This is a genomic window from Cesiribacter sp. SM1 (genome assembly GCF_020178975.1).
Taxonomy (GTDB): domain Bacteria; phylum Bacteroidota; class Bacteroidia; order Cytophagales; family Cyclobacteriaceae; genus Cesiribacter.
Map to the genome: position 1 here is coordinate 75,051 of NZ_JAHXBU010000044.1, position 19,005 is coordinate 94,055.

The 19,005-nt window shown below is 45.5% G+C and carries 19 protein-coding genes; 12 read left to right on the forward strand and 7 right to left on the reverse strand.

Annotation, left to right across the window (positions count from 1 at the left end; all coding sequences use genetic code 11):
- A partial coding sequence (locus tag KWJ01_RS08585; RefSeq protein ID WP_224996019.1) for an alpha/beta hydrolase-fold protein occupies window positions 1-769 on the reverse strand: 769 nt, incomplete at its 3' end.
- A 202-nt stretch (window positions 770-971) separates the two neighbouring features.
- Between KWJ01_RS08585 and ygiD the strand changes: the two genes are divergently transcribed.
- Together ygiD and KWJ01_RS08595 are read left to right on the forward strand one after the other, a co-directional pair.
- On the forward strand, window positions 972-1,793 hold the full coding sequence (ygiD, locus tag KWJ01_RS08590; protein WP_224996020.1) for a 4,5-DOPA dioxygenase extradiol: 822 nt from the start codon (window positions 972-974) through the stop codon (window positions 1,791-1,793).
- Window positions 1,794-1,947: 154 nt separating this feature from the next.
- Complete coding sequence (locus KWJ01_RS08595; protein ID WP_224996021.1) at window positions 1,948-2,484, forward strand: YceI family protein; 537 nt, start codon at window positions 1,948-1,950, stop codon at window positions 2,482-2,484.
- A 160-nt stretch (window positions 2,485-2,644) separates the two neighbouring features.
- Here KWJ01_RS08595 and KWJ01_RS08600 read toward each other — a convergent pair whose 3' ends face one another.
- Window positions 2,645-3,142, reverse strand: coding sequence for a peptidylprolyl isomerase (locus KWJ01_RS08600; protein ID WP_224996022.1), 498 nt, complete (start codon window positions 3,140-3,142; stop codon window positions 2,645-2,647).
- 405 nt (window positions 3,143-3,547) lie between these two features.
- On the opposite strand from KWJ01_RS08600, the gene KWJ01_RS08605 reads away from it, so the two are divergent.
- From KWJ01_RS08605 to KWJ01_RS08625, 5 genes are all read left to right on the forward strand, one after another.
- A complete protein-coding gene (locus tag KWJ01_RS08605) occupies window positions 3,548-4,579 on the forward strand; it encodes an aldo/keto reductase (protein WP_224996023.1) in 1,032 nt (343 codons plus the stop codon).
- Between the two features lie 221 nt (window positions 4,580-4,800).
- A complete protein-coding gene (locus KWJ01_RS08610; protein ID WP_224996024.1) occupies window positions 4,801-5,412 on the forward strand; it encodes a hypothetical protein in 612 nt (203 codons plus the stop codon).
- Between the two features lie 241 nt (window positions 5,413-5,653).
- Window positions 5,654-6,505, forward strand: a complete 852-nt coding sequence (locus tag KWJ01_RS08615; RefSeq protein WP_224996025.1) for a metallophosphoesterase — start codon at window positions 5,654-5,656, stop codon at window positions 6,503-6,505.
- 369 nt (window positions 6,506-6,874) lie between these two features.
- Window positions 6,875-8,578 (forward strand): glycosyltransferase family 39 protein, encoded by a 1,704-nt coding sequence (locus KWJ01_RS08620; RefSeq protein WP_224996026.1) that lies wholly within the window; start codon window positions 6,875-6,877, stop codon window positions 8,576-8,578.
- A gap of 98 nt (window positions 8,579-8,676) precedes the next feature.
- Window positions 8,677-10,344, forward strand: coding sequence for a glycosyltransferase family 39 protein (locus KWJ01_RS08625; protein ID WP_224996027.1), 1,668 nt, complete (start codon window positions 8,677-8,679; stop codon window positions 10,342-10,344).
- Between the two features lie 94 nt (window positions 10,345-10,438).
- Here the strand turns inward: KWJ01_RS08625 and KWJ01_RS08630 are convergent, their stop codons facing one another.
- Window positions 10,439-10,885, reverse strand: coding sequence for a peptidylprolyl isomerase (locus KWJ01_RS08630; protein WP_224996028.1), 447 nt, complete (start codon window positions 10,883-10,885; stop codon window positions 10,439-10,441).
- A gap of 103 nt (window positions 10,886-10,988) precedes the next feature.
- On the opposite strand from KWJ01_RS08630, the gene KWJ01_RS08635 reads away from it, so the two are divergent.
- Together KWJ01_RS08635 and KWJ01_RS08640 are read left to right on the forward strand one after the other, a co-directional pair.
- Entirely contained in the window at window positions 10,989-11,495 is a 507-nt protein-coding gene (locus KWJ01_RS08635) for a PepSY-like domain-containing protein (RefSeq protein ID WP_224996029.1), read from the forward strand.
- Window positions 11,496-11,575: 80 nt separating this feature from the next.
- The gene (locus KWJ01_RS08640; protein WP_224996030.1) at window positions 11,576-11,989 is read left to right on the forward strand and encodes a hypothetical protein; all 414 of its coding nucleotides are present in this window, start codon (window positions 11,576-11,578) and stop codon (window positions 11,987-11,989) included.
- A 122-nt stretch (window positions 11,990-12,111) separates the two neighbouring features.
- Here the strand turns inward: KWJ01_RS08640 and KWJ01_RS08645 are convergent, their stop codons facing one another.
- From KWJ01_RS08645 to KWJ01_RS08655, 3 genes are all read right to left on the reverse strand, one after another.
- Complete coding sequence (locus KWJ01_RS08645) at window positions 12,112-12,519, reverse strand: STAS/SEC14 domain-containing protein (protein WP_224996031.1); 408 nt, start codon at window positions 12,517-12,519, stop codon at window positions 12,112-12,114.
- A complete protein-coding gene (locus tag KWJ01_RS08650; RefSeq protein WP_224996032.1) occupies window positions 12,503-13,609 on the reverse strand; it encodes a GAF domain-containing protein in 1,107 nt (368 codons plus the stop codon). Before KWJ01_RS08650 ends, KWJ01_RS08645 begins: the two co-directional genes overlap by 17 nt.
- Before the next feature lie 461 nt (window positions 13,610-14,070).
- Window positions 14,071-15,300: an MFS transporter gene (locus tag KWJ01_RS08655; protein ID WP_224996033.1), complete on the reverse strand. Its 1,230-nt coding sequence runs from the start codon at window positions 15,298-15,300 to the stop codon at window positions 14,071-14,073.
- 186 nt (window positions 15,301-15,486) lie between these two features.
- On the opposite strand from KWJ01_RS08655, the gene KWJ01_RS08660 reads away from it, so the two are divergent.
- The 3 genes from KWJ01_RS08660 (at window position 15,487) to KWJ01_RS08670 (ending at window position 17,622) form a co-directional block, all read left to right on the forward strand.
- Window positions 15,487-16,293: a helix-turn-helix domain-containing protein gene (locus KWJ01_RS08660; protein WP_224996034.1), complete on the forward strand. Its 807-nt coding sequence runs from the start codon at window positions 15,487-15,489 to the stop codon at window positions 16,291-16,293.
- Window positions 16,294-16,389: 96 nt separating this feature from the next.
- Complete coding sequence (locus KWJ01_RS08665) at window positions 16,390-16,824, forward strand: nuclear transport factor 2 family protein (RefSeq protein ID WP_224996035.1); 435 nt, start codon at window positions 16,390-16,392, stop codon at window positions 16,822-16,824.
- A 324-nt stretch (window positions 16,825-17,148) separates the two neighbouring features.
- Window positions 17,149-17,622 (forward strand): Hsp20/alpha crystallin family protein, encoded by a 474-nt coding sequence (locus KWJ01_RS08670; protein ID WP_224996036.1) that lies wholly within the window; start codon window positions 17,149-17,151, stop codon window positions 17,620-17,622.
- 59 nt (window positions 17,623-17,681) lie between these two features.
- Here KWJ01_RS08670 and KWJ01_RS08675 read toward each other — a convergent pair whose 3' ends face one another.
- A complete protein-coding gene (locus KWJ01_RS08675) occupies window positions 17,682-18,998 on the reverse strand; it encodes a peptidoglycan DD-metalloendopeptidase family protein (RefSeq protein WP_224996037.1) in 1,317 nt (438 codons plus the stop codon).
- Window positions 18,999-19,005 lie beyond the last annotated feature (7 nt).

Here is a 19,005-nt window from a genome sequence, read left to right on the forward strand (position 1 = left end):
GCCAGGGCAGTAACTGTGGGTCTGCAAGGGCTTTGTCCCAGCTGTTGTGTTTTACCTCGGGGTAAATGGTTAGTTTAATGTTTCTGGCTCCTATTTCTTCCAGTTTGTCGGCAAGCGTGGTAGAAAAGGAGTGGGGAACTACATCATCTTTTGATCCGTGAAAAAGCCACAAGGGCACATTTTTGTATTTGCGGGCATTGGCCGGGTTATCTCCGCCACAGATGGCAAAGGCAGCCGCAAATTTACCCGGCTCCCGCCTGAGCAGCTCCAGGGTACCCATGGCGCCCATGGAAAGGCCACCAACATAGAGCCGCTGTTTATCAATATAAGAGCGATCTCTTAGCTCGTGCAGCAAACCCTGCAGCAGCTGCATGGCAGCCGTAGGCTCTCCCTCGGTCTGAAATTGAAATTCTCTATTGTTGCCATTATTGGTTATAACTGCGCTGGTCCACGAGCTTTCTGCCGGGCACTGCGGGAAAACCACCACGGCAGGAAAGTCATTCCTGATATCTGTTCTGAAAAATAAATTGCTGCCATGGGTCAGCTGGGCTGTATTATCATTGCCGCGCTCACCGGAACCATGTAAAAACAGCACCAGCGGGTACTGTTGTTCGGGATCAAAGTTCTGGGGCAGCAGTATCCTGTAGGGTAGGGTATCGCCCTTGCTGATATAAAGTTCAGGTACATAAACAGGTACCTCCTGTGCGGCAACTGTTAGTGCAGTCAGGCTGCAGAGTATGGTTAACAGATATATTAAGGGCAGTCGCATAGATCTGGTTTTGATTGCTGTAGGTTCTTGTTAAGTTAAGTATTCTAAGTATACAAACACCTGTTTTTACCAGCTTAAGGAGCTGTTAATATTAAACGCCGCCTGTTAAGATTTGCTGTAGGAGGAGGGATATTTTTTAATATAATGATGTTTAAACATTGAGATGTAAAATTCGTATATTTGTTTTGACTGCACTTTGCGTATGATGACGAAGCTTAAACACCTGACAGCCCTGCCGGAACAGCCAGAATCTGGGGCCATGCCAGTTTTGTTCCTGGGGCACGGCAGCCCTATGAATGCTATTGAGGAAAATAATTTCTCAAAGGGCTGGCGCAGGATGGGAGAATCTCTTCCCAAGCCCACGGCTGTTCTTTGTATCTCTGCGCACTGGCTTACCAAAGGCACCTATGTAACAGCAATGGAGCAGCCCGTAACTATTCATGATTTTGGAGGCTTTCCCAAGGCCCTCTTTGATATGCGCTACCCTGCAAAAGGCGATCCCGAACTGGCACTTGCGGCACAGGAAAGCGCTAAAAATAACAGTATAGCACTTACGCACGACTGGGGCCTCGATCACGGAGCCTGGAGTGTGCTCACACACCTCTACCCCAGTGCCAATGTTCCGGTAGTGCAGCTAAGCCTTGACTATAGCCTGGATCTCGCGGAACATTATAAGCTGGCAAAGAGCCTTGCATCACTAAGGAAAAAAGGAGTGCTGATTATGGGAAGCGGCAACATTGTTCATAACCTCCGTATGCTGGACTGGCACCTGAGCACAGGTTTTGACTGGGCTATAGAGGCTAATGAAAAGATAAAATCTCTGATCCGGAACAGAGATCATGCAGCACTTATCAACTATCAAACGCTTGGCGTTGCCGTTAAGCTTGCCGTGCCAACACCAGATCATTACCTGCCACTCATTTATGCGCTTGCCTTACAGGAAGAAAATGAGCAGGCCAGCTTTTTCAACGATGAGGCTGTGGTTGGCTCCATTACCATGACTTCAGTGAAAATTGATGTTTAGTAAAGTTTAAGGATAAGGTGAATAAAGGCCTTCAGGTATAAACACCTTTCCGGTAGTACAGTTAAAAATGTTGAAACAACAATCAAAGTGCACCCAATGCGGCGGCTGTTTAGCAGCCCTAAAATATTTTTTATAACCTTTAATATTATTTAAGATGGCCAATGTAAAATGGAAAGTTGACCCAACACACAGCGAAGTGCAGTTTAAAGTTAAACACCTGATGATTACCACCGTAACCGGTTACTTCAGCAGCTTTGACCTGGTGGCTGAAACCGAAGATGAGCAGTTCAGCAACCCAACAGGAGTGGTGTTTACGGCAGACATTGATTCCATCAGTACCAATAACGAGCAGCGTGATACACACCTGAAATCACCTGATTTTTTTGATGCTGCCAACCATTCGCAGCTAAGATTTGAAGGTAGAAGATATGAGAATGTATCGGGCAATGAATACCAGCTGCACGGCGACCTGACCATTCGTGGTAATACCAAACCCGTTACGGTAAATGTGGAGTTTGGAGGTATTGTGGTAGACCCCTACGGCCAGACCAAAGCCGGCTTTACAGTAGATGGTAAAATTAACCGGAAAGATTTTGGCTTAACCTGGAGTGCGGTAACCGAAGCAGGCAGTGTGGTAGTAAGTGATGAGATAAAACTACATTGCGAAATTCAGCTGGTTAAGCAGGGATAAATCATCAAAGGGTACCCTTAACAAATAAAAAGCACCAGCTTCTGTATGAGAGGCTGGTGCTTTTAAATTGATGTAAACCTAGATCTTAAAGCAGAAAAGCAGGCAGGGCTTTTAAAGATATTTCTATCGTGCTGCTCTTGATTGCGGTTTCAGATCTATATTAATGGTGGTGTCCGCCAGGGCCGTGTACGTGGCCGTGGTTGATTTCTTCTTCAGTAGCCTTTCTTACCTCTACTACCTCGCCGGTAAAATGCAGGGTTTTACCAGCCAGCATATGGTTAAAATCCATTTTAACGGTATCGTCTCCAACCTCAAGCACAACTGCCTGCAGCGGGCTTCCATTCTGATCCTGCAGCGGAATAACATTCCCTTCTACAAGCAGATCTTCCTGCAGCTCTCCATTCACTTTAAAAACGTCTTTAGGAAGGTCAACTATCGCCTGCGGGTCACTTTCGCCGTAGCCATCTTCGGGCTGAACGGTAATGTCGTACTTTTCGCCAGGCTCTTTTCCAACCAGTTGTTGCTCAAAACCTGGTATCATCATGCCTACACCCACCAGAAAAGTTAAAGGATTGCTTTTGTCGGTTTGCTCTACCATTTCACCCTCTACTTCAAGTGCGTAGGTTACTGATGCTACGGTGTGTTTGTCGATTTTCATGTAATTATTTAAAAAGATGTGCTAAACAACGTAAATAATGTCAGCAGCACAAAAAAACAGCAGGGTAAAACGTAGTCTTAAATTTTACATGCCTCCAATGATGCTGGTTAAGTAATTTAGGCTCACCATTTTTCGTGCCTGTGTATTAAGAATACTTGCCATCTGCAAAAATGTTTAACACAGCCCTGCTTCTCTGCTGTGCCGCCTGAAGCCAAGCAGGGCTGTTTCCACTCTGCAGTATGCTGCTGCGCTATTGTCCGGCCATAGTACACAGCTGTTTTCACCGGAATTTTTAAGCCGGATAAGCAGCTGAATTATATTGCTGTTTTCCAAACAAAGGCAGTGGCAGAACTTTTATGCAATAGAGCATCTAATACAGGAAAAACAACCTAATTCAAATCAATAATGAAATACAACACCTTAGGAAACACCGGGCTGCTGGTATCGGAGCTTTGTTTTGGTACCATGACATTCGGTGGTAAAGGCTATTTTGCCGCTGTTGGCCAGCTTGGCCAGGAAACAGCAGACGAGCTAATCAAAAAAGCGGTAGATGCCGGCATCAATTTTATCGATACTGCAAATGTTTACTCCGAAGGTCTTTCAGAAGAAATGACCGGGAAGTCTGTAAAAAGGCTTGGCTTAAACAGGCATCAGCTGGTGCTGGCAACCAAAGTGCGGGGCAGAATGGGCCAGGGACCAAACGAAACCGGCTTAAGCAGGGGCCACATTATGTGGCAGGTAGAGGAAAGCCTGCGCCGGCTGGATACAGATTATATAGACCTGTACCAGATACATGGCTTTGATCCCATTACTCCCATAGAAGAAACCCTACGTGCCCTTGACGACCTGGTGCGTAGTGGCAAAGTTCGGTACATTGGCTGCAGCAACCTGGCTGCCTGGCAGATCATGAAGGCCCAGGCATATGCTGAATATAAAGGGCTTAGCAAGTTTGTATCACTGCAGGCTTACTACACCATTGCCGGCCGCGACCTTGAGCGTGAACTGGTGCCCATGATGGAAGATCAGAAAATGGGCCTCATGGTGTGGAGTCCGCTTGCAGGAGGCTTGCTAAGTGGCAAGTACAAAAGAGGTGGGGAAGGGCCTGAAGGCTCCAGGCGGGTGAATTTTGATTTTCCGCCGGTAGATAAAGAAAGGGCTTTTGATATACTGGATGTCATGCATACCATCGCCGGTCAAAAGCAGATATCTGTTGCCCGGCTGGCGCTGGCATGGCTGCTGCATCAAAAAGCAGTAAGCAGTGTGATTATTGGTGCCAAGCGAGCAGAACAGCTTGAAGATAACCTGAAAGCAGTGGAAGTTGAGCTTAGCCAGCAGGAATTACAGCAGCTGGATGAGGTAAGCAAGCCTGCTCAAACCTACCCCGGCTGGATGATAGAACGACAGACCTCTGACAGAAAAGAACAACAAATCCGGTAGTTTATTTGAATAAATTTGTTAGTCAGTAACCATAATTTGGTCAGGAAATAGCCTCTCTGTTTTTGCAGGGAGGTTGTTTTTTTAGATATCGATTCAGCTTGTTGTATGGTAAGGAGCCGCAGGGTGTAATAAAAGGTTGAAAAGAGCTATTAAATGTCTTGTGTTAAGGCTATTTTTTTTAGAAAAATTTTCACACTTTTGCCCAATAATATCTTACTATTATGAAAATCAACAAATTAGCCCTTGCTATTCTGATGGTGCTGATTGCAACCACAGGCTTTGCGCAAAAAATTAAGCTTACCTCAGGTAATCTTGATTTCCTGAAAGACCAGAAGACCATTAACGTAATCTACGATTATGAAAACATGGGAGTAGGTAAGTATGAGAATGAGCAGGATTACGTTTCCGAAAAGGTAAGCGATTACAATGCAAAAGAACCTGGTAAAGGAGACGAATGGCACAAAAACTGGGTTGCTGACCGTAAGGCAAGGTTTGAGCCGCGCTTTGAAGAGCTGATGAATGCTCACCTGGAAAAATATGATGTGCAGGTAGGTAACTATCCAGATGCTGAATATACCATTGTACTCAAAACCGTATTCACTGAGCCCGGCTTCAACGTAGGTGTTATGCGCAGGCCTGCTTTCGTTAACCTGCAGGCTGTGTTTGTAAAAACAGCAGCCCTGTCTGATCAGCTGGCAGTTGTAACCATCGACAAAGCACCGGGCAGAGATGCCATGGGCTTCGATTTCGATTCTGGCTACAGAATTCAGGAATCTTATGCAAAGGCTGGAAAAGAGCTGGCGCAGTACATCAACAAAAATGTTAAAAAATAATTGTTAAAAACCTGATGTTTGAAAGGGCTTGTGGACATCCGCAGGCCCTTTTTTTGTGCTATCGGTGCTGAGTGAATTTTTTTATAAGCAGGGGCGATACCCTTTTATCTGCTTGCCTGCCCCGCCACAGCAGTAACCTGCAGCTAAGCTAACCGTTATGTTGTACTGTTAAGATTTCTAAGTTAGAACATAAAATTACGAGTGCCTGCTATAGGGCCTGGATACTGGTTTAGTTTATTAGATGAATATCAAATGGATAAAATGGGGGCTTGCTGCATCGTTTGCAGGTGCAGCTGTGGTACTCCTGGACGCTTTATTTCTGGAGAAGTATTTTTTTGAATGTAAGAGCTTCAGCATTGGCAGCAGTAAGCGAAACAAAAATTTAAAGCTGCTGCTGATCACAGATCTCCACATAAAAAAGGTTTACTGGCCATACTACGAGAAGCTTGCCAGAACAATAAACACAATCAAGCCAGATTTAATCCTGATTGCAGGCGATACGCTTGATGGTGACACGAAAGCAGCAACAGTAGAGAAGTTTTTTTCCCGCATCAGCGTGCAGATAAAAAAAGTAGCAATCGCTGGAAATCATGATCATATAGACAAACTAGCCATAAGCAGCCTGCAGGAAATTTACAGCCGATATAACTGCGATTTGCTGATTAACAGGTCACAGACCTACATGCTGCAGGGAGAACGGTTTGTAATAACTGGTCTGGATGATTTCATAGAAAGTGACTCCTGTTTTCTGGAGGCTGTGGAAGGAGTGGGCCGTGAAGAAAATCACATCTTGCTGATCCATAGTCCGCTGCAGCAGGAGCCGGTGCTGGCAAGGTTAAAGGAGTTGAATGCTACCCGCAGCCCGGCAGATCAGCTGAACATCAGCTACATCTTTGCCGGACATAACCATGGCGGCCAGGTGAGGTTTCTAAACCTGGTGCCTAAGTTGCCTCTTATGTCGGGCCGCTACGTTAATGGATGGTACAATAAGGAGCAGCCCTATCTTTACCTGTCTAAAGGCTTTGGCACCTCTACCTTACCCTTCAGGTTTGGTGCCAGGTCTGAAATAAATCTTTTTAATTACTGGCTGTGAGTGTAAATTATAACATTAGATAGTTTTTGTTATACATTTTTTGAGCCTTAGCTTGTACTTGTTGGGGAAGAGCGCCAAACCAGCTATAGTGTACCAAAGAATTAGGGCAGAGCTTATAACATTTACTATCTGTTGCTGTTATTTCTTCTGATTTTCTTGTCGGTTGTAGTAATAACAAGCATATTTACCCCTTGTAATTTTTTGAAGTTTAATTAGGCTTTAATTCACATATCACTTTTTGCTGGCTTTTTTATCTTTGTTGCGTGCTTTTGACTTTAAGATTTTTAATTGCTACTGTAGGGTACGCATTGAGTTAAGCAAGCAGATATTTGTAAAGAACAGATAATCAATAACTTTACCTCTAGGATTTTGCAAGTCAAGTTTGAATTAAGATCGCCAGGGCCCCGTGCGGCTCTTGCCGGTCTGCAGGAGCATGAAGAGCAGCACAGCCTGCTTGCTACCCTTATCTGGATATTCATAGGTCTGGGTGTATTTTTAAGGCTGTTTCATTACTTCGATAACCGTTCTTTGTGGATAGATGAGGTGTATTTATCTACCAGCCTCATCAAAATGAGTTTTTGGGAGCTCACCAACCCTTCCCTGGAGTACCAGCAAAAAGCACCGCTTGGCTTTTTATGGCTGGTAAAATCCTGTGTGGTGCTGTTTGGTAAGCAGGAGATGGCGCTAAGGCTTATTCCTCTTATCGCAGGTGTTGCTTCTCTCTTTGTTTTTTTACCAGTAGCCCGATATTTTCTTAAACCACTGGGGGCAGTAGTTGCTGTGGGTATCATGGCCCTTACACCGGTGCTGGTGTATCATTCTGTAGAGATTAAGCAGTACAGTACAGAAATGTTTGCTTCTGTGCTCTCTTTGTATCTCTACACCCGTTACCATGGCCGCTTCGATACTAAATCGCTCCTGTTGTGGGGGGTAGGGGGCGCACTTATCCTGTGGCTCTCGTATTCGGCAATTTTCTTTCTGGCAGGCATTGCCATGGCTGTTAGCCTGCACTACCTGCTAAAGCGCGAGTGGCAGGCAATGTTCCTGTCCATCATTCCCTTTACCTTCTGGCTCTTGAGCTTTGGCCTAAGCTATTACCTGTTTATCTCCAGGCAGGCCGATGCCGAATGGCTCGTGGTCTGGTTCAGGGAGCGGCATGGCTTTCCGCCACTGAATGCCTCCGTGGGTGCATTCCTGGGCTGGTTGTTCCAGTCGCTCTACAGAATGATGATATACCCCCTGGGCGTACTATGGAATGCAGAGGTTTTTAACGAGATCGGTAATGCTGCCATCAAGTTTTTCCTTAAGATGGCAGTAGTCATGTTCCTTTTCTGGGGCATTGGCTATGCGGCTATATTCCGCAGGAACAGAATGGATTTTCTTGTGCTGCTGATCCCCTTTGTGCTTACGCTTATTGGTACTGTGCTTCAGAAATATCCTTTTTACGACAGGCTGCTGGTTTTCCTGGCGCCAATTCCTATTCTGCTGCTGGCACATGGCTGCCAGAAGGTTACGGCCTACCTACCGGCAAAAGTAGGAACACTGCGTTATGTGCTGCCAGCTATTTTGCTCTTCTGGCCTTTTTACAGCTCGGCCCGGCAAATGCTTGATACTAATTTGTTTGGAGAGTATAAAAAATCATACTACAAGGAAGGCATCCTTTATATGCATGAGCATATGCAGGAGGGAGATGTGGTACTATTGTACTGGAATGCCAGGCCTTTTTTTGAGTTTTATAACGCTTCTTATGATCTTAACATCAATGGAAAGCAGTTAAGTGATGTTCGACTGATTTCTGAAAATGCGGAGGATTACCTGAACAGGCTAAGACCTGAATACCAGGATGCCATCGGTAAAAAAAGAGTTTGGTTTGTGTATGATCCCTGGCTGGTGCTGGAAATTGGCGACTATGATCACAGGCCAGCCTGGTACCTTGTTGATGATGTACAGGGGGGGCGGCTGCTCCATAAAGATTTTACCACCATAGGCAAAGAGATAGATTCTTTTTTGCGCGAGGACATAGAAGTACGGTTGTATGACTTGTCGGGACAGGAACAGAAGCCTCAGCACTAGCATTTAACACCAATCGAACATGCCCTCTGATGGATGGAGCTTGTATATTTTACCTATACCTTTAGAAAGTGAATATCATTACAAAACATCTGAAACCCATGCAGACGACAGCTGTATTAGAGCGGCCTGTTGGCAGAAGGCCTTTGTCTCTGTCTTTGAACCGGTGGGCATGGTTTGTGATAGGCGCGGGTATTTTTCTAAGGTTGTTCCATTATGTTGATAACCGTTCCCTGTGGAATGATGAATTGTACCTGGTAACCAGTTTTGTAAAGATGAGCTTTATGGAACTGGCCACCAGCCAGCTCTATTATGAGCAAAAAGCACCTATCGGCTTTTTGTGGCTTGTGAAAGCCTGTGTGGTGCTGTTCGGGCAAAAAGAAATGGCACTAAGGCTTATTCCGCTCATTACGGGTGTTGCCTCGCTTTTACTGTTCTTGCCAGTAACCCGTTATTTCCTTAGGCCTATGGGGGTGTTACTGGCCATGGGCCTGATGGCTTTTTCCCCGGTACTGGTGTATCATTCAGTAGAGATCAAACAGTACAGTACAGAAATGTTTGCTTCTGTGCTCTGCCTGTACCTGTATATCCGCTATCATGACCGCTTCGATGCTAAATCGCTCCTGTTGTGGGGGGTAGGGGGCGCTCTTATCCTTTGGTTTTCTTATTCGGCAATTTTCTTTCTGGCAGGCATTGCCATGGCTGTTAGCCTGCACTACCTGCTAAAGCGCGAGTGGCGGGCTATGTTCCTGTCCATCATTCCCTTTACCTTCTGGCTCTTAAGCTTTGGCCTAAGCTATTACCTGTTTATCTCCAGGCAGGCCGATGCCGAATGGCTCATGGAGTGGTTCAGGCTGAGAGGTGGCTTTTTGCCGCTGGATGCATCTTTTACTGATGTGCTAAGCTGGATATTCCATTCCCTGTACTCTTTTCTGGATTATCCCTTAAATGTACTCTGGAGTCACTATAAGATAGAGGCCTTACAAAGCTCGCTGCTTAGATTTATTATCAAAATGGCAGCGCCTATGTTCCTGTTCTGGGGCCTTGGTGCTTTGCTCTTCTACAAAGAAAACAAGACACGTTTCCTGGTGCTGTTCCTTCCTTTTGCACTTACGCTGCTGGCGGCCATGATAGATAAATATCCTTTCTACGACAGGCTGCTGGTGTTTCTGGCACCTGTTCCCATCCTCATGATGGCTAAAGGATGCCAGCGTATTACCAGGTACCTTCCTGCTAAAGTTGGCAGGTGGCGTTATCTGCTGCCGGCCATCATGCTGTTATGGCCGGTCTTTTTATCGGCTAGGCAGGTGATAGATACAGATATGTTTGCAGCTGGCAAAAAATCATACTACCGCGAAGGTATTATGTACATCAAAGAGCATATGCAGGAGGGAGATGTGGTACTTCTATACTGGAATACAGAGCACCTGTACCAGTACTACAACGAAGTATACGGGCTTGGAATTAACGCAGTTCAATTGCCCGATGTGCGCATGAGTGCAACCGATGAATATGATTACCTTAACAAACTGCGGAAGGCGTATGCTCCTGCAATAGGAAAGAAAAGGGTGTGGTTTGTATATGACCCCTGGGTTTCTATGCAAATCGGTGATTTTGACAGTAAGATCACCTGGTACCGCAAAGAAAACGTAATGTGCGGAAGAATACTGCATAGCGACTTTACCTCCATTGGCAAGGAGCTGGACAGCTTCCGCAGGATTGATATTGAGGTGCGCCTTTACGATCTGTCGGGGCAGGAAACTGAGTAGTGTTTATTGAATTCACAAAAACAGAACAGCCCCGGAGAGCATCCGGGGCTGTTCTGTTTTAATCTTAAAATGTTGAAGTTCAGCTGACAGCAGTTTACTGTGCTTCTTCCTCTTGCACCACTATTCTTTCTATTGTATCTCCGGGACGGATGTCATCTATCACATCAAGGCCTTCAACCACCTTACCAAACACGGTATGCTGGCGATCCAGGTGCTTTGTGTTCTGGCGGTTGTGACAAATAAAGAATTGCGAGCCCCCGGTGTTGCGCCCGCGGTGGGCCATAGACAGTACGCCGCGGTCGTGGTACTGGTTCTCACCATCCAGCTCGCATGGAATAGTATAACCTGGTCCGCCGGCACCAGTGCCATCGGGGCAGCCGCCCTGTACCACAAAGTTTGGAATTACCCTGTGAAACGACAGCCCATCGTAATAACCTTTCTGCGATAGGTCTACAAAGTTTTTAACAGTCTTGGGAGCATCTTTTTCAAAAAATTGCACCTTCATTACTCCCTTATTCGTATGAATCTCTGCGGTTTTCATTTGCTGTTATGTATTGATTAATAAAAAGTTTCTGCTGCAAAGATAGGCATATCAGCTAAAGGAAATACTGCTGCAGCCGGAATTCATGTAGACGAAGGAAATCATGAGTAAATATTATTTTCTATTTGCAGCTATTATCTGCTGCACCTCCTGCTCACCGGAAGAAACCAACAGTGGGCAGGATAGTACGAGCTCTTTAGAACAGGCAGATCGCATCAATACAGCCTCTGCGGCAGGTACTGCTGCAGGGATTAACATGGATGCGGCCAAAGCTAGCTTTGAGCGGCAGTACCCCAGTGCTACTGATGTTGAATGGAACGAAGATGCCAATGGCTACTACGAGGCCAGCTTTAAGCAGGAGGGTGAAAAATACCGGGCAGATTATACCAAAGAAGGTAACTGGATAGAAACAGAAAGCAGCCTGAAGTTTGACGAGCTGCCAAAGACAGTGCAGGATGTTATTGAAAAAGACTATGATAAAGATGAAATAACCGAAATTGAGCAGGTGGATAATGCCGAAAAGGGAAAATTCTATGACGTGGAATTTAAGCAGAAGGGCAAAAATATGGATGTGGAAATAAGGGAAAACGGTCAAATTATCAGCCAGTGATAAGGGCTGTAGATAAACCCCTGCATTTCTGCACCGTACCTATAAGTATAACATTTGTAGAACATTAAACCCCCTTACATATGGAAAATTTCGTTTTATTATATCATTTCGAGGACGAGAAATTAGAAAAGTCTTTTGAAAAGCAAATTCATGATAACTTTCCCCGCCATAGAATAGAAGAAAATGGCGATTTCAGATATTTTGGATTTGCTGAAAGAGCAGAACCAGCCGTAATAGACAAGCTTAATTCTGTATTAACCAAGCAGGGTACCAGCATGAAAGACTATGTTGCGCTCTACTCTGCTAATAAAGAAAATACAGATAATATTTCCCGCCACATGCTGGTAGGCCATGATAATGTGCTGGAAACGAAAGTGGAGAACCTGTCTTTTGATGCTCACCGCGGCAGTTTAACCAGGTTGCTGGATTTCGATTATGTAAAGCATATTCCTAATCCTGATCGGAAAGACCAAAAAGACCAGATAAGCGGATAATTTAAAAGCAGGTAATTGACAGTTACCTGCTTTTTTTATGCTTTGCTTGCCAGTGCTCTTGAAAAAACTGTTTTTATCCGTACTGGCTTAAACACTTGTGCTGTGGATGGATTCAACCAGTGTTATGCGCTTTTAAGCCAGGCTTCTCCTTCGGCTCTTGTTTGAAATGTTCTCATTTCAAGTCCGGCACCGGGTATTTTGGTAACAAGATCATCAGAAGACATTGCCGAAAAAACATCATCGGATACAATGAAGGCAAACCTCTTTAGGCCGTTGGCAATGGCATAGGGAATCCAGTTTTTTGCCAGCCAATCATTGGCCTCGTCCCAGGAGCCTTCGCCTTTGCTGCTATCATTAAGGGAGTTGCTGAATTTCAGGTCGCCAAAAGAGTCCATTACCTGTTGTACAGCTGCAATCACTTCTTCTGCACTAACATAGCCTCTCCACTCGCTTACTACACAATTATCTTTGCTGTTGTACTGAGCAGAATAGTATACCTCACCCAGTTTGTTTTTAACTTCTAGTTTCATGTGGTGTTATGTTGTCCGTTTTTAAATTGTTTAATTCTTCTCTTAATTTTTGAAGTTCAGCTTTAAGGTCCTGTTCATTCTGTCTGAATTTTACCACCAGCTTTTCAGTGGCTTTTTTCTGACTTTCAATCCGTTCGTTAGCGCGCTCCTGCTCCAGTTGCCTAACGCGGTCAATTTCAGCTCTGGTTTCCTGCAGTACCTCCAGCTGGGCTCTTAGTTCCTCCTCATTTGCTAATAACTCCTTCTGTAAGCGGGCCTGGTTCTCTTGTGTGGCGTTGAGCTCTTCCAGGTTTTGGCGCATTTCTTCTTCCTGTGCACGCAGCTCCTCTGCCTGTTGCTGGGAGTCCTGCAGCAATCGCTTAGTTCTTTCGTTTACCTTAACATTCGATAGGGTAGAAGCTATGCTTTCGCCCAGTTTTTCCAGAAATTCTACCTGGTAGGGCTTAAGCACATCAAAGCTGGCAAGCTCTATGATACCATGTACTTCACTATTGATCTTGAGGGGTACTACTACCAGGCAGGAAGGGTTTGCAGCGCCAAGGCCAGAGGTGATTTTAATGTATTCATTAGGTACATCGGTCAGGTAAATGGTTTCCTTTTCCAGGAAACACTGCCCAATGACGCCTTCGCCGGGGGCAATTTGTTTACTGATGTGTTTCTGCCTGTTGTAAGCATAGCAGGATACCAGGTCCAGGGTAATGTGTTCGGTATCTGCACCCTCTACCAGAAAAAGCCCCCCCTGGTTGGCATTCAGGTATTTTACCAGGTTAGAAATTATCTTCTGATAGAAATCTGCTGCATTGGTGGCATCGGAACGCAGTATATCTGCAAATAAGGCCAGGCCCTTGGTAGACCAGTTCCTTTCCAGTTCCTCTTCGGCTATCTTCTGCAGCTGCGCCTGCATTGAACGCAGCGCCTGAGAAAGACCCTCTGCAGAACCATCTTCAAAGCTGAAGCGGGCTTCCAGGTTTCCATTTTCTATTTCCTTTATAAAAGCTGTTGCTGCCTTATTGGAACTTAACAGCTTTTCGTACTCCGACTTCAGTACTTCTAAACTTTCAGATTTTATCAGCTTATATGGAAATCTCATAAATCAGATCAATAACCTATGTGCTTGTCTAATAGCATTTTCTGCTACAAGTATGGAGGTATTATGGCTGAAATGTAAGCCTAATTATCTCCGCACATCACATGCCGTTCTGCCCAGCAATAATGTTGAAAAAGTAATAGTCAGCTAATTGCAGATTTCTGATGATGAGTAGCACTTAATGAGTGAGTCGACTAAAAATGTAGGGCAGACTCAAAATAGTGCCAGCTGGCGCTAAGGGAAAACCACGTGAGGCTAAGGGTATTCCACTATGTTTGGAAATGTGCTAATGTGCTGGTGGTTAAATGGTTAGGGGTAGCTGTTTGCAGCGAATTGAATAAAAAAAGGAAAAATGCTGACGATCAGGCTGTATTCTTACATTTCTCAAACTTGTATTAGTGTTAGCTAATCCTTTTTTGCTGTCTGTCAGTGCCGTACGATCAGCCGCCCGGCACATACAGCTTTTAACTTTCCTTTTTCTCAATGTTTGGTAGAAAGCCTGTTACCAGACCCAGCAGGGGTAAAAATGAGCAGAGGGTAAACACATACTGAATGCTGGTATGGTCGGCCAGGGCGCCAAGCACTGCTGATCCAATGCCTGCCATACCAAAGGCAAAACCAAAGAACAGCCCTGAGATCATGCCTACCTTACCGGGTACCAGCTCCTGGGCATATACTAAAATCGCAGAAAAGGCAGAGGAGATAATCACACCAATACACATGCTCAGAACTCCCGTCCAGAACAGGTTGGCATAAGGGAGCAGGAGGGTGAATGGTGCTGCACCCAGAATGGAGATCCAGATTACATATTTGCGGCCAATACGATCGCCTACCGGGCCGCCAATAAAAGTACCTGCAGCAACGGCAAACAAAAACATGAACAGGTAGAGCTGCGAGCTTTGTACCGATACCCCAAACTTGTTGATCAGGTAAAAGGTAAAGTAGCTGTGCATGCTGGTCATGTAAAAATACTTGGAGAAGATAAGCACCATCAGGATAAAGAGCGAGAACGCAACTTTCTTTGGAGAAAGGATTGCCAGCTCCTGTTCGCGATTGCTGCCTGCAGGCTTTTTCTTAAGCCTGTACAGGTTGTTCCGATACCATCCGCCCAGCTTTGATAAGATGATTATGGCTAAGAGTGCGGCAAGTGAAAACCAGATGATGTGAAACTGCCCGTAAGGAACAATGATCAGCGCTGCCAGTAAAGGGCCGAGTGCGCTGCCGGCATTGCCACCCACCTGGAAGAGTGACTGCGCCATACCGTGCCTGCCGCCAGAGGCCATACGTGCCAGGCGTGAGGCTTCCGGATGAAAAACAGCAGACCCCATACCGATAAGTGCCACTGACAGCAGCACAGTTGAAAAGCTGCCCGCCTGCGATAACAGCACCAGCCCGGTAAGGGAAAAGCCCATGCCTATGGCCAGGGAGTAAGGCTTGGGGTTGCGGTCGGTATACATGCCCACCACGGGCTGCAGGAGCGAGGCCACCAGCTGAAAGGTGAAGGTTATAAGCCCTACCTGTGTAAAGCTGATGCCCAGCGAAGACTTTACCAGCGGATATATAGATGGAATGAGCGACTGCAGGGTATCATTGAGCAGGTGAGAAATGCTTAGCGCAAATAGCACAGGAAACACTGCCTTTTCGGCTACTTTGCTGCTGCTGACGGCAGGCGCTTCTTTCAAGATGATAGACATGCCTATACTACTAAACTACAAAATGCAAAGTTACAGGAAGCTGTTCTTTTCCAGGTTTGGAAATCTTGTTTTTTTTAAATCAGGACTGTAAGTGGGCACCAGCAGGCTTAATTTCATGATGCTACTATACCAAATTGAGCATTTTTTTATTAGATTGATAGAGAGAATGATATAAAGGAGGTGCGCTTGCTGTATCAAAAACTTAAACCTTCTCCTGATTTTCTACCCTATGTAGATTCTTATTTTTTCTGGGAAGACAGTACCCCACGTACAACACCCTTCGAGGCAGAAAGCCCTCCAAACGGCTACACTGCATTTGTATTTAACTACGGTGATCCCTACGAAGTACATCAGCCGGGTGGTGTATATAAAACATCTCCTGCATTTTTAGCCGGACAGGCCACCAGCAGTTACAGGCTAGTACTACCCGGGAAAATTGCCATGGCTGGAATTGTATTCAAACCTGCGGCCATATGCAGCATATTTGGTTTCGGCATGAGAAATATGACGAATAGGCGGGTAGACCTGGAAAGATTGCTGGGAAAGGAAATTTTACTGATTTCGGAGCAGCTCCCCAGGGCCAGCAGCCTGGAGGACAGGCGCAGTATACTGGAGGCCTTTCTTGCCCATCAGCTAAATTCCCGAAAGGTAAAGCCAAACTATGTAGATAGGGCCACTGAACTGATGATACAGCATAAAGGTAAGGTGAATATTCAGCAGCTTGCCGGCCAGCTGAATGTGTGCACAAGGCAATTTCAGAGAAGTTTTTTACATAAGGTTGGGCTTAACCCCAAAGAGTATGCTGTGCTGCTAAGGCTGGGCAATGTTTGTAACCTGCTGATACACCAGCAGGAGATCAACTGGCACGATGTAATTCTGGATGCCGGATATTACGACCAAGCTCATTTTATTAAAGACTTTTCGAATTTCATAGGCCGAAATCCGGCCAGCTACTACAGGTTCAATAAAGAACTGCTTTCGCAGCTTAGTTAGCTTTTCCTGAGGTTCTTCTGCAAAAGTCTTTTTTTTACAATACTACCAGCAGTGGCAGCCTGTACCTTTGATCTAACATTCAAATTATTCAAACCTATGGAAACAAGTATTCAACTTCAGGAGCATGCTGCCGCGCTCAACTTTTTCAGCAGGTACAATGAGCGTAAAATTGAAAAAATGCTGGAGCTTTTTTCTCCTTCAGCTGTGGCTGCATTTATCCCTTTGGGAGATGATGGCGCCGGTAAGGTAGAGGGAATCGGCAGGTATCTTTGGACTGGTCTCATCGATTCTTTTCCTGATATCAGCAATACGATCAAAAAATCAAGAATAGATCAGCATGGAAGTCTTATTTGCGAAGTAAACATTGGTGGTACCCAGGTGAAGGATTTTGCCGGCATACCTAACAAAGGCCTTCGCTTTAACTCAGACCATATTTTTATTTTTCGCTTCAATGAGCAGGGGCTTATTGAAAGCATTTCTGTAAACTGGGACCACCAGGATCTGTGCCGCCAGTTAGGGGGAGAAGCCTGATTATCATAATCCGATTTATAAGAGCAGCAGCGGTTGAGATATGCTGCTGCTTTTTTAGTTTCAGGCAGGCACTTCCATGCTTATGATTAAACAGTATCTGCTGGCTATAAGCAACACACTCACTGCCAACAGCGCTTAATTATGGCATTATGCCAATGACAGATATTGACATTCTGTCATTCTAATGCTGTAAAAATGTACGTGATCCTGACAAATTTTTACTTTAAAAACATGTTTTGAACGCTATAAGCCCTGATTTTTTGTTTGGTACAGGGCTTGCTTTAGGCTAAGTGTCATTTTAATCAACTTTTTAGCGATTTAACAATGGTTGAACAAAAAGAAAAGGAGGTAATTATGACTAGCTTATCAAGATTCAACAACGGAAGCGTTCTTCCAGGTTTCTTCGATCTGACCAGGGATTGGTTGGATTGGAACAACAGCAACTTTTCTAACACTGGCAGCAGCATACCTGCAGTAAACATTCGCGAAACTGCAGATGGTTATGAAGTTGAGATGGCTGCTCCCGGAATGTCCAAAAAGGACTTCAGGATAGAACTGGATAACAATGTGCTGACCATCTCTTCTGAAAAGAGGACTGAAAATGAACAAAAAGAAGGTGAACGCTATACCAAGCGCGAATTTAGCTATCAGTCCTTCCAGCGCAGTTTTAGCCTGCCTAAAGAAGTGGTTGATGATGAAAAAATACAGGCTAAATATGAAGATGGTGTGCTGCGTTTAAGCATACCCAAAAAAGAAGAGGCTAAGCCTCGTCCGCCAAAGCAAATTGCCATCCGTTAATCATACATTAATAGCACGAAAATGGAAAAAGGGCCTCAAGGCCCTTTTTTGTTGTTGTTTTAAGGCTGCTGTACCCAGCCTGTTTTTCCATCTGCTGTTCTCACAAAGCTGTAATTACCATACAGGGCCAGTACCTCTACATTACCGGTATCAGAAAAATAAGTGACTGGCACAGCATCCGGCCGAGCTTCTGAAAGCAGTGGAGCAGCGGCCTGAACCTCCGCAGTACCGCCACCTGCTACAGGCGCAACCAGGTTTTTGCTCACGTACCCCTGTTTCTGATCAGGTAGCAAAACTCTGTACCAGTCGCCGCTCTGCCCGAGTATTTTTACATAGGTATCACGGGGCAGTTGCTCCAGCACAAGGTGTTTATTTCCGGGGCCGGAACGCAAATTTGTTTGCCGGGCTGTTAGCTCATAGGCCCCTGACATAAGGGCTGTATCCAGGGGAGGACTAAGGGTGGCAGCCTCCAGGGTGCGGATGTAGTTGATTGGGTCTTTACTCCCCCTTTGGTATATGCCAAAATGGAGGTGGGGAGGGGTGGTGCGTGCATTACCGGTGTTGCCTACAAGCCCCAGGGTATCGCCCTGTAGCACTCTTTTACCTGACTGCACCAGCTGCGAATCGAGGTGAGCAAAATAATACGACTGGCCCCGGGACTGGTCCTGCATCCATACTACTTTACCTCCCAGCTTGTTGTTGCCTACCCTGGAGATAAAGCCATTGGTAGGAGCAATTACAGGGGTGCCTCTGGGCGCAAAGATGTCTACACCCTCATGGCTTCGCCTGCCGCCATCCCGGTCAACTCCATACAAGCTGCCAATTGAACGGTTAGTGGCACCGAATACCGGGTTAATAAGAGCAGGATTGGGGGATATACTGATGGTGTAATACACCCTGGCCATTAGCTCCGGCTGCAGGCGCAGCAGGCCTCTTGTATCGTTATCAAACTCATAGCTAAGCTGAAAAAGGGTATCACCCGCGGCTACGCTGTGCTCCACCTGCTTCCATTCATTATTTCTCCATACAAAGAGGTCCAGAAACAGCCTTGCATTGGCTTCGGCCTCACTATTACCGGCTATGGAAAGTACCTGCCCTTCTTTTACCTCAAAGTGGTAGGCACGTGCAGTAGGTTCGCCGGCACTAAAATAGCCAGCCTCGCTCAGGGGCAGGGTAACAATAACAGAATCTCTGAACACCTGCTGACCGGCAGCAATCCAGGCCTGCACCATGGGTGTTTCTGCCAGCTCTGCCTTTTCAAGCGTTCTGATATAGGCCTCGTAAGGTGTTGTGCTGGTAAAGACCTGATTTATAGCGCCATTACAGCCTGTTAGTAATAATAATATTGCGCTTATTAAATATAGTCCATTTCTCATACCATCA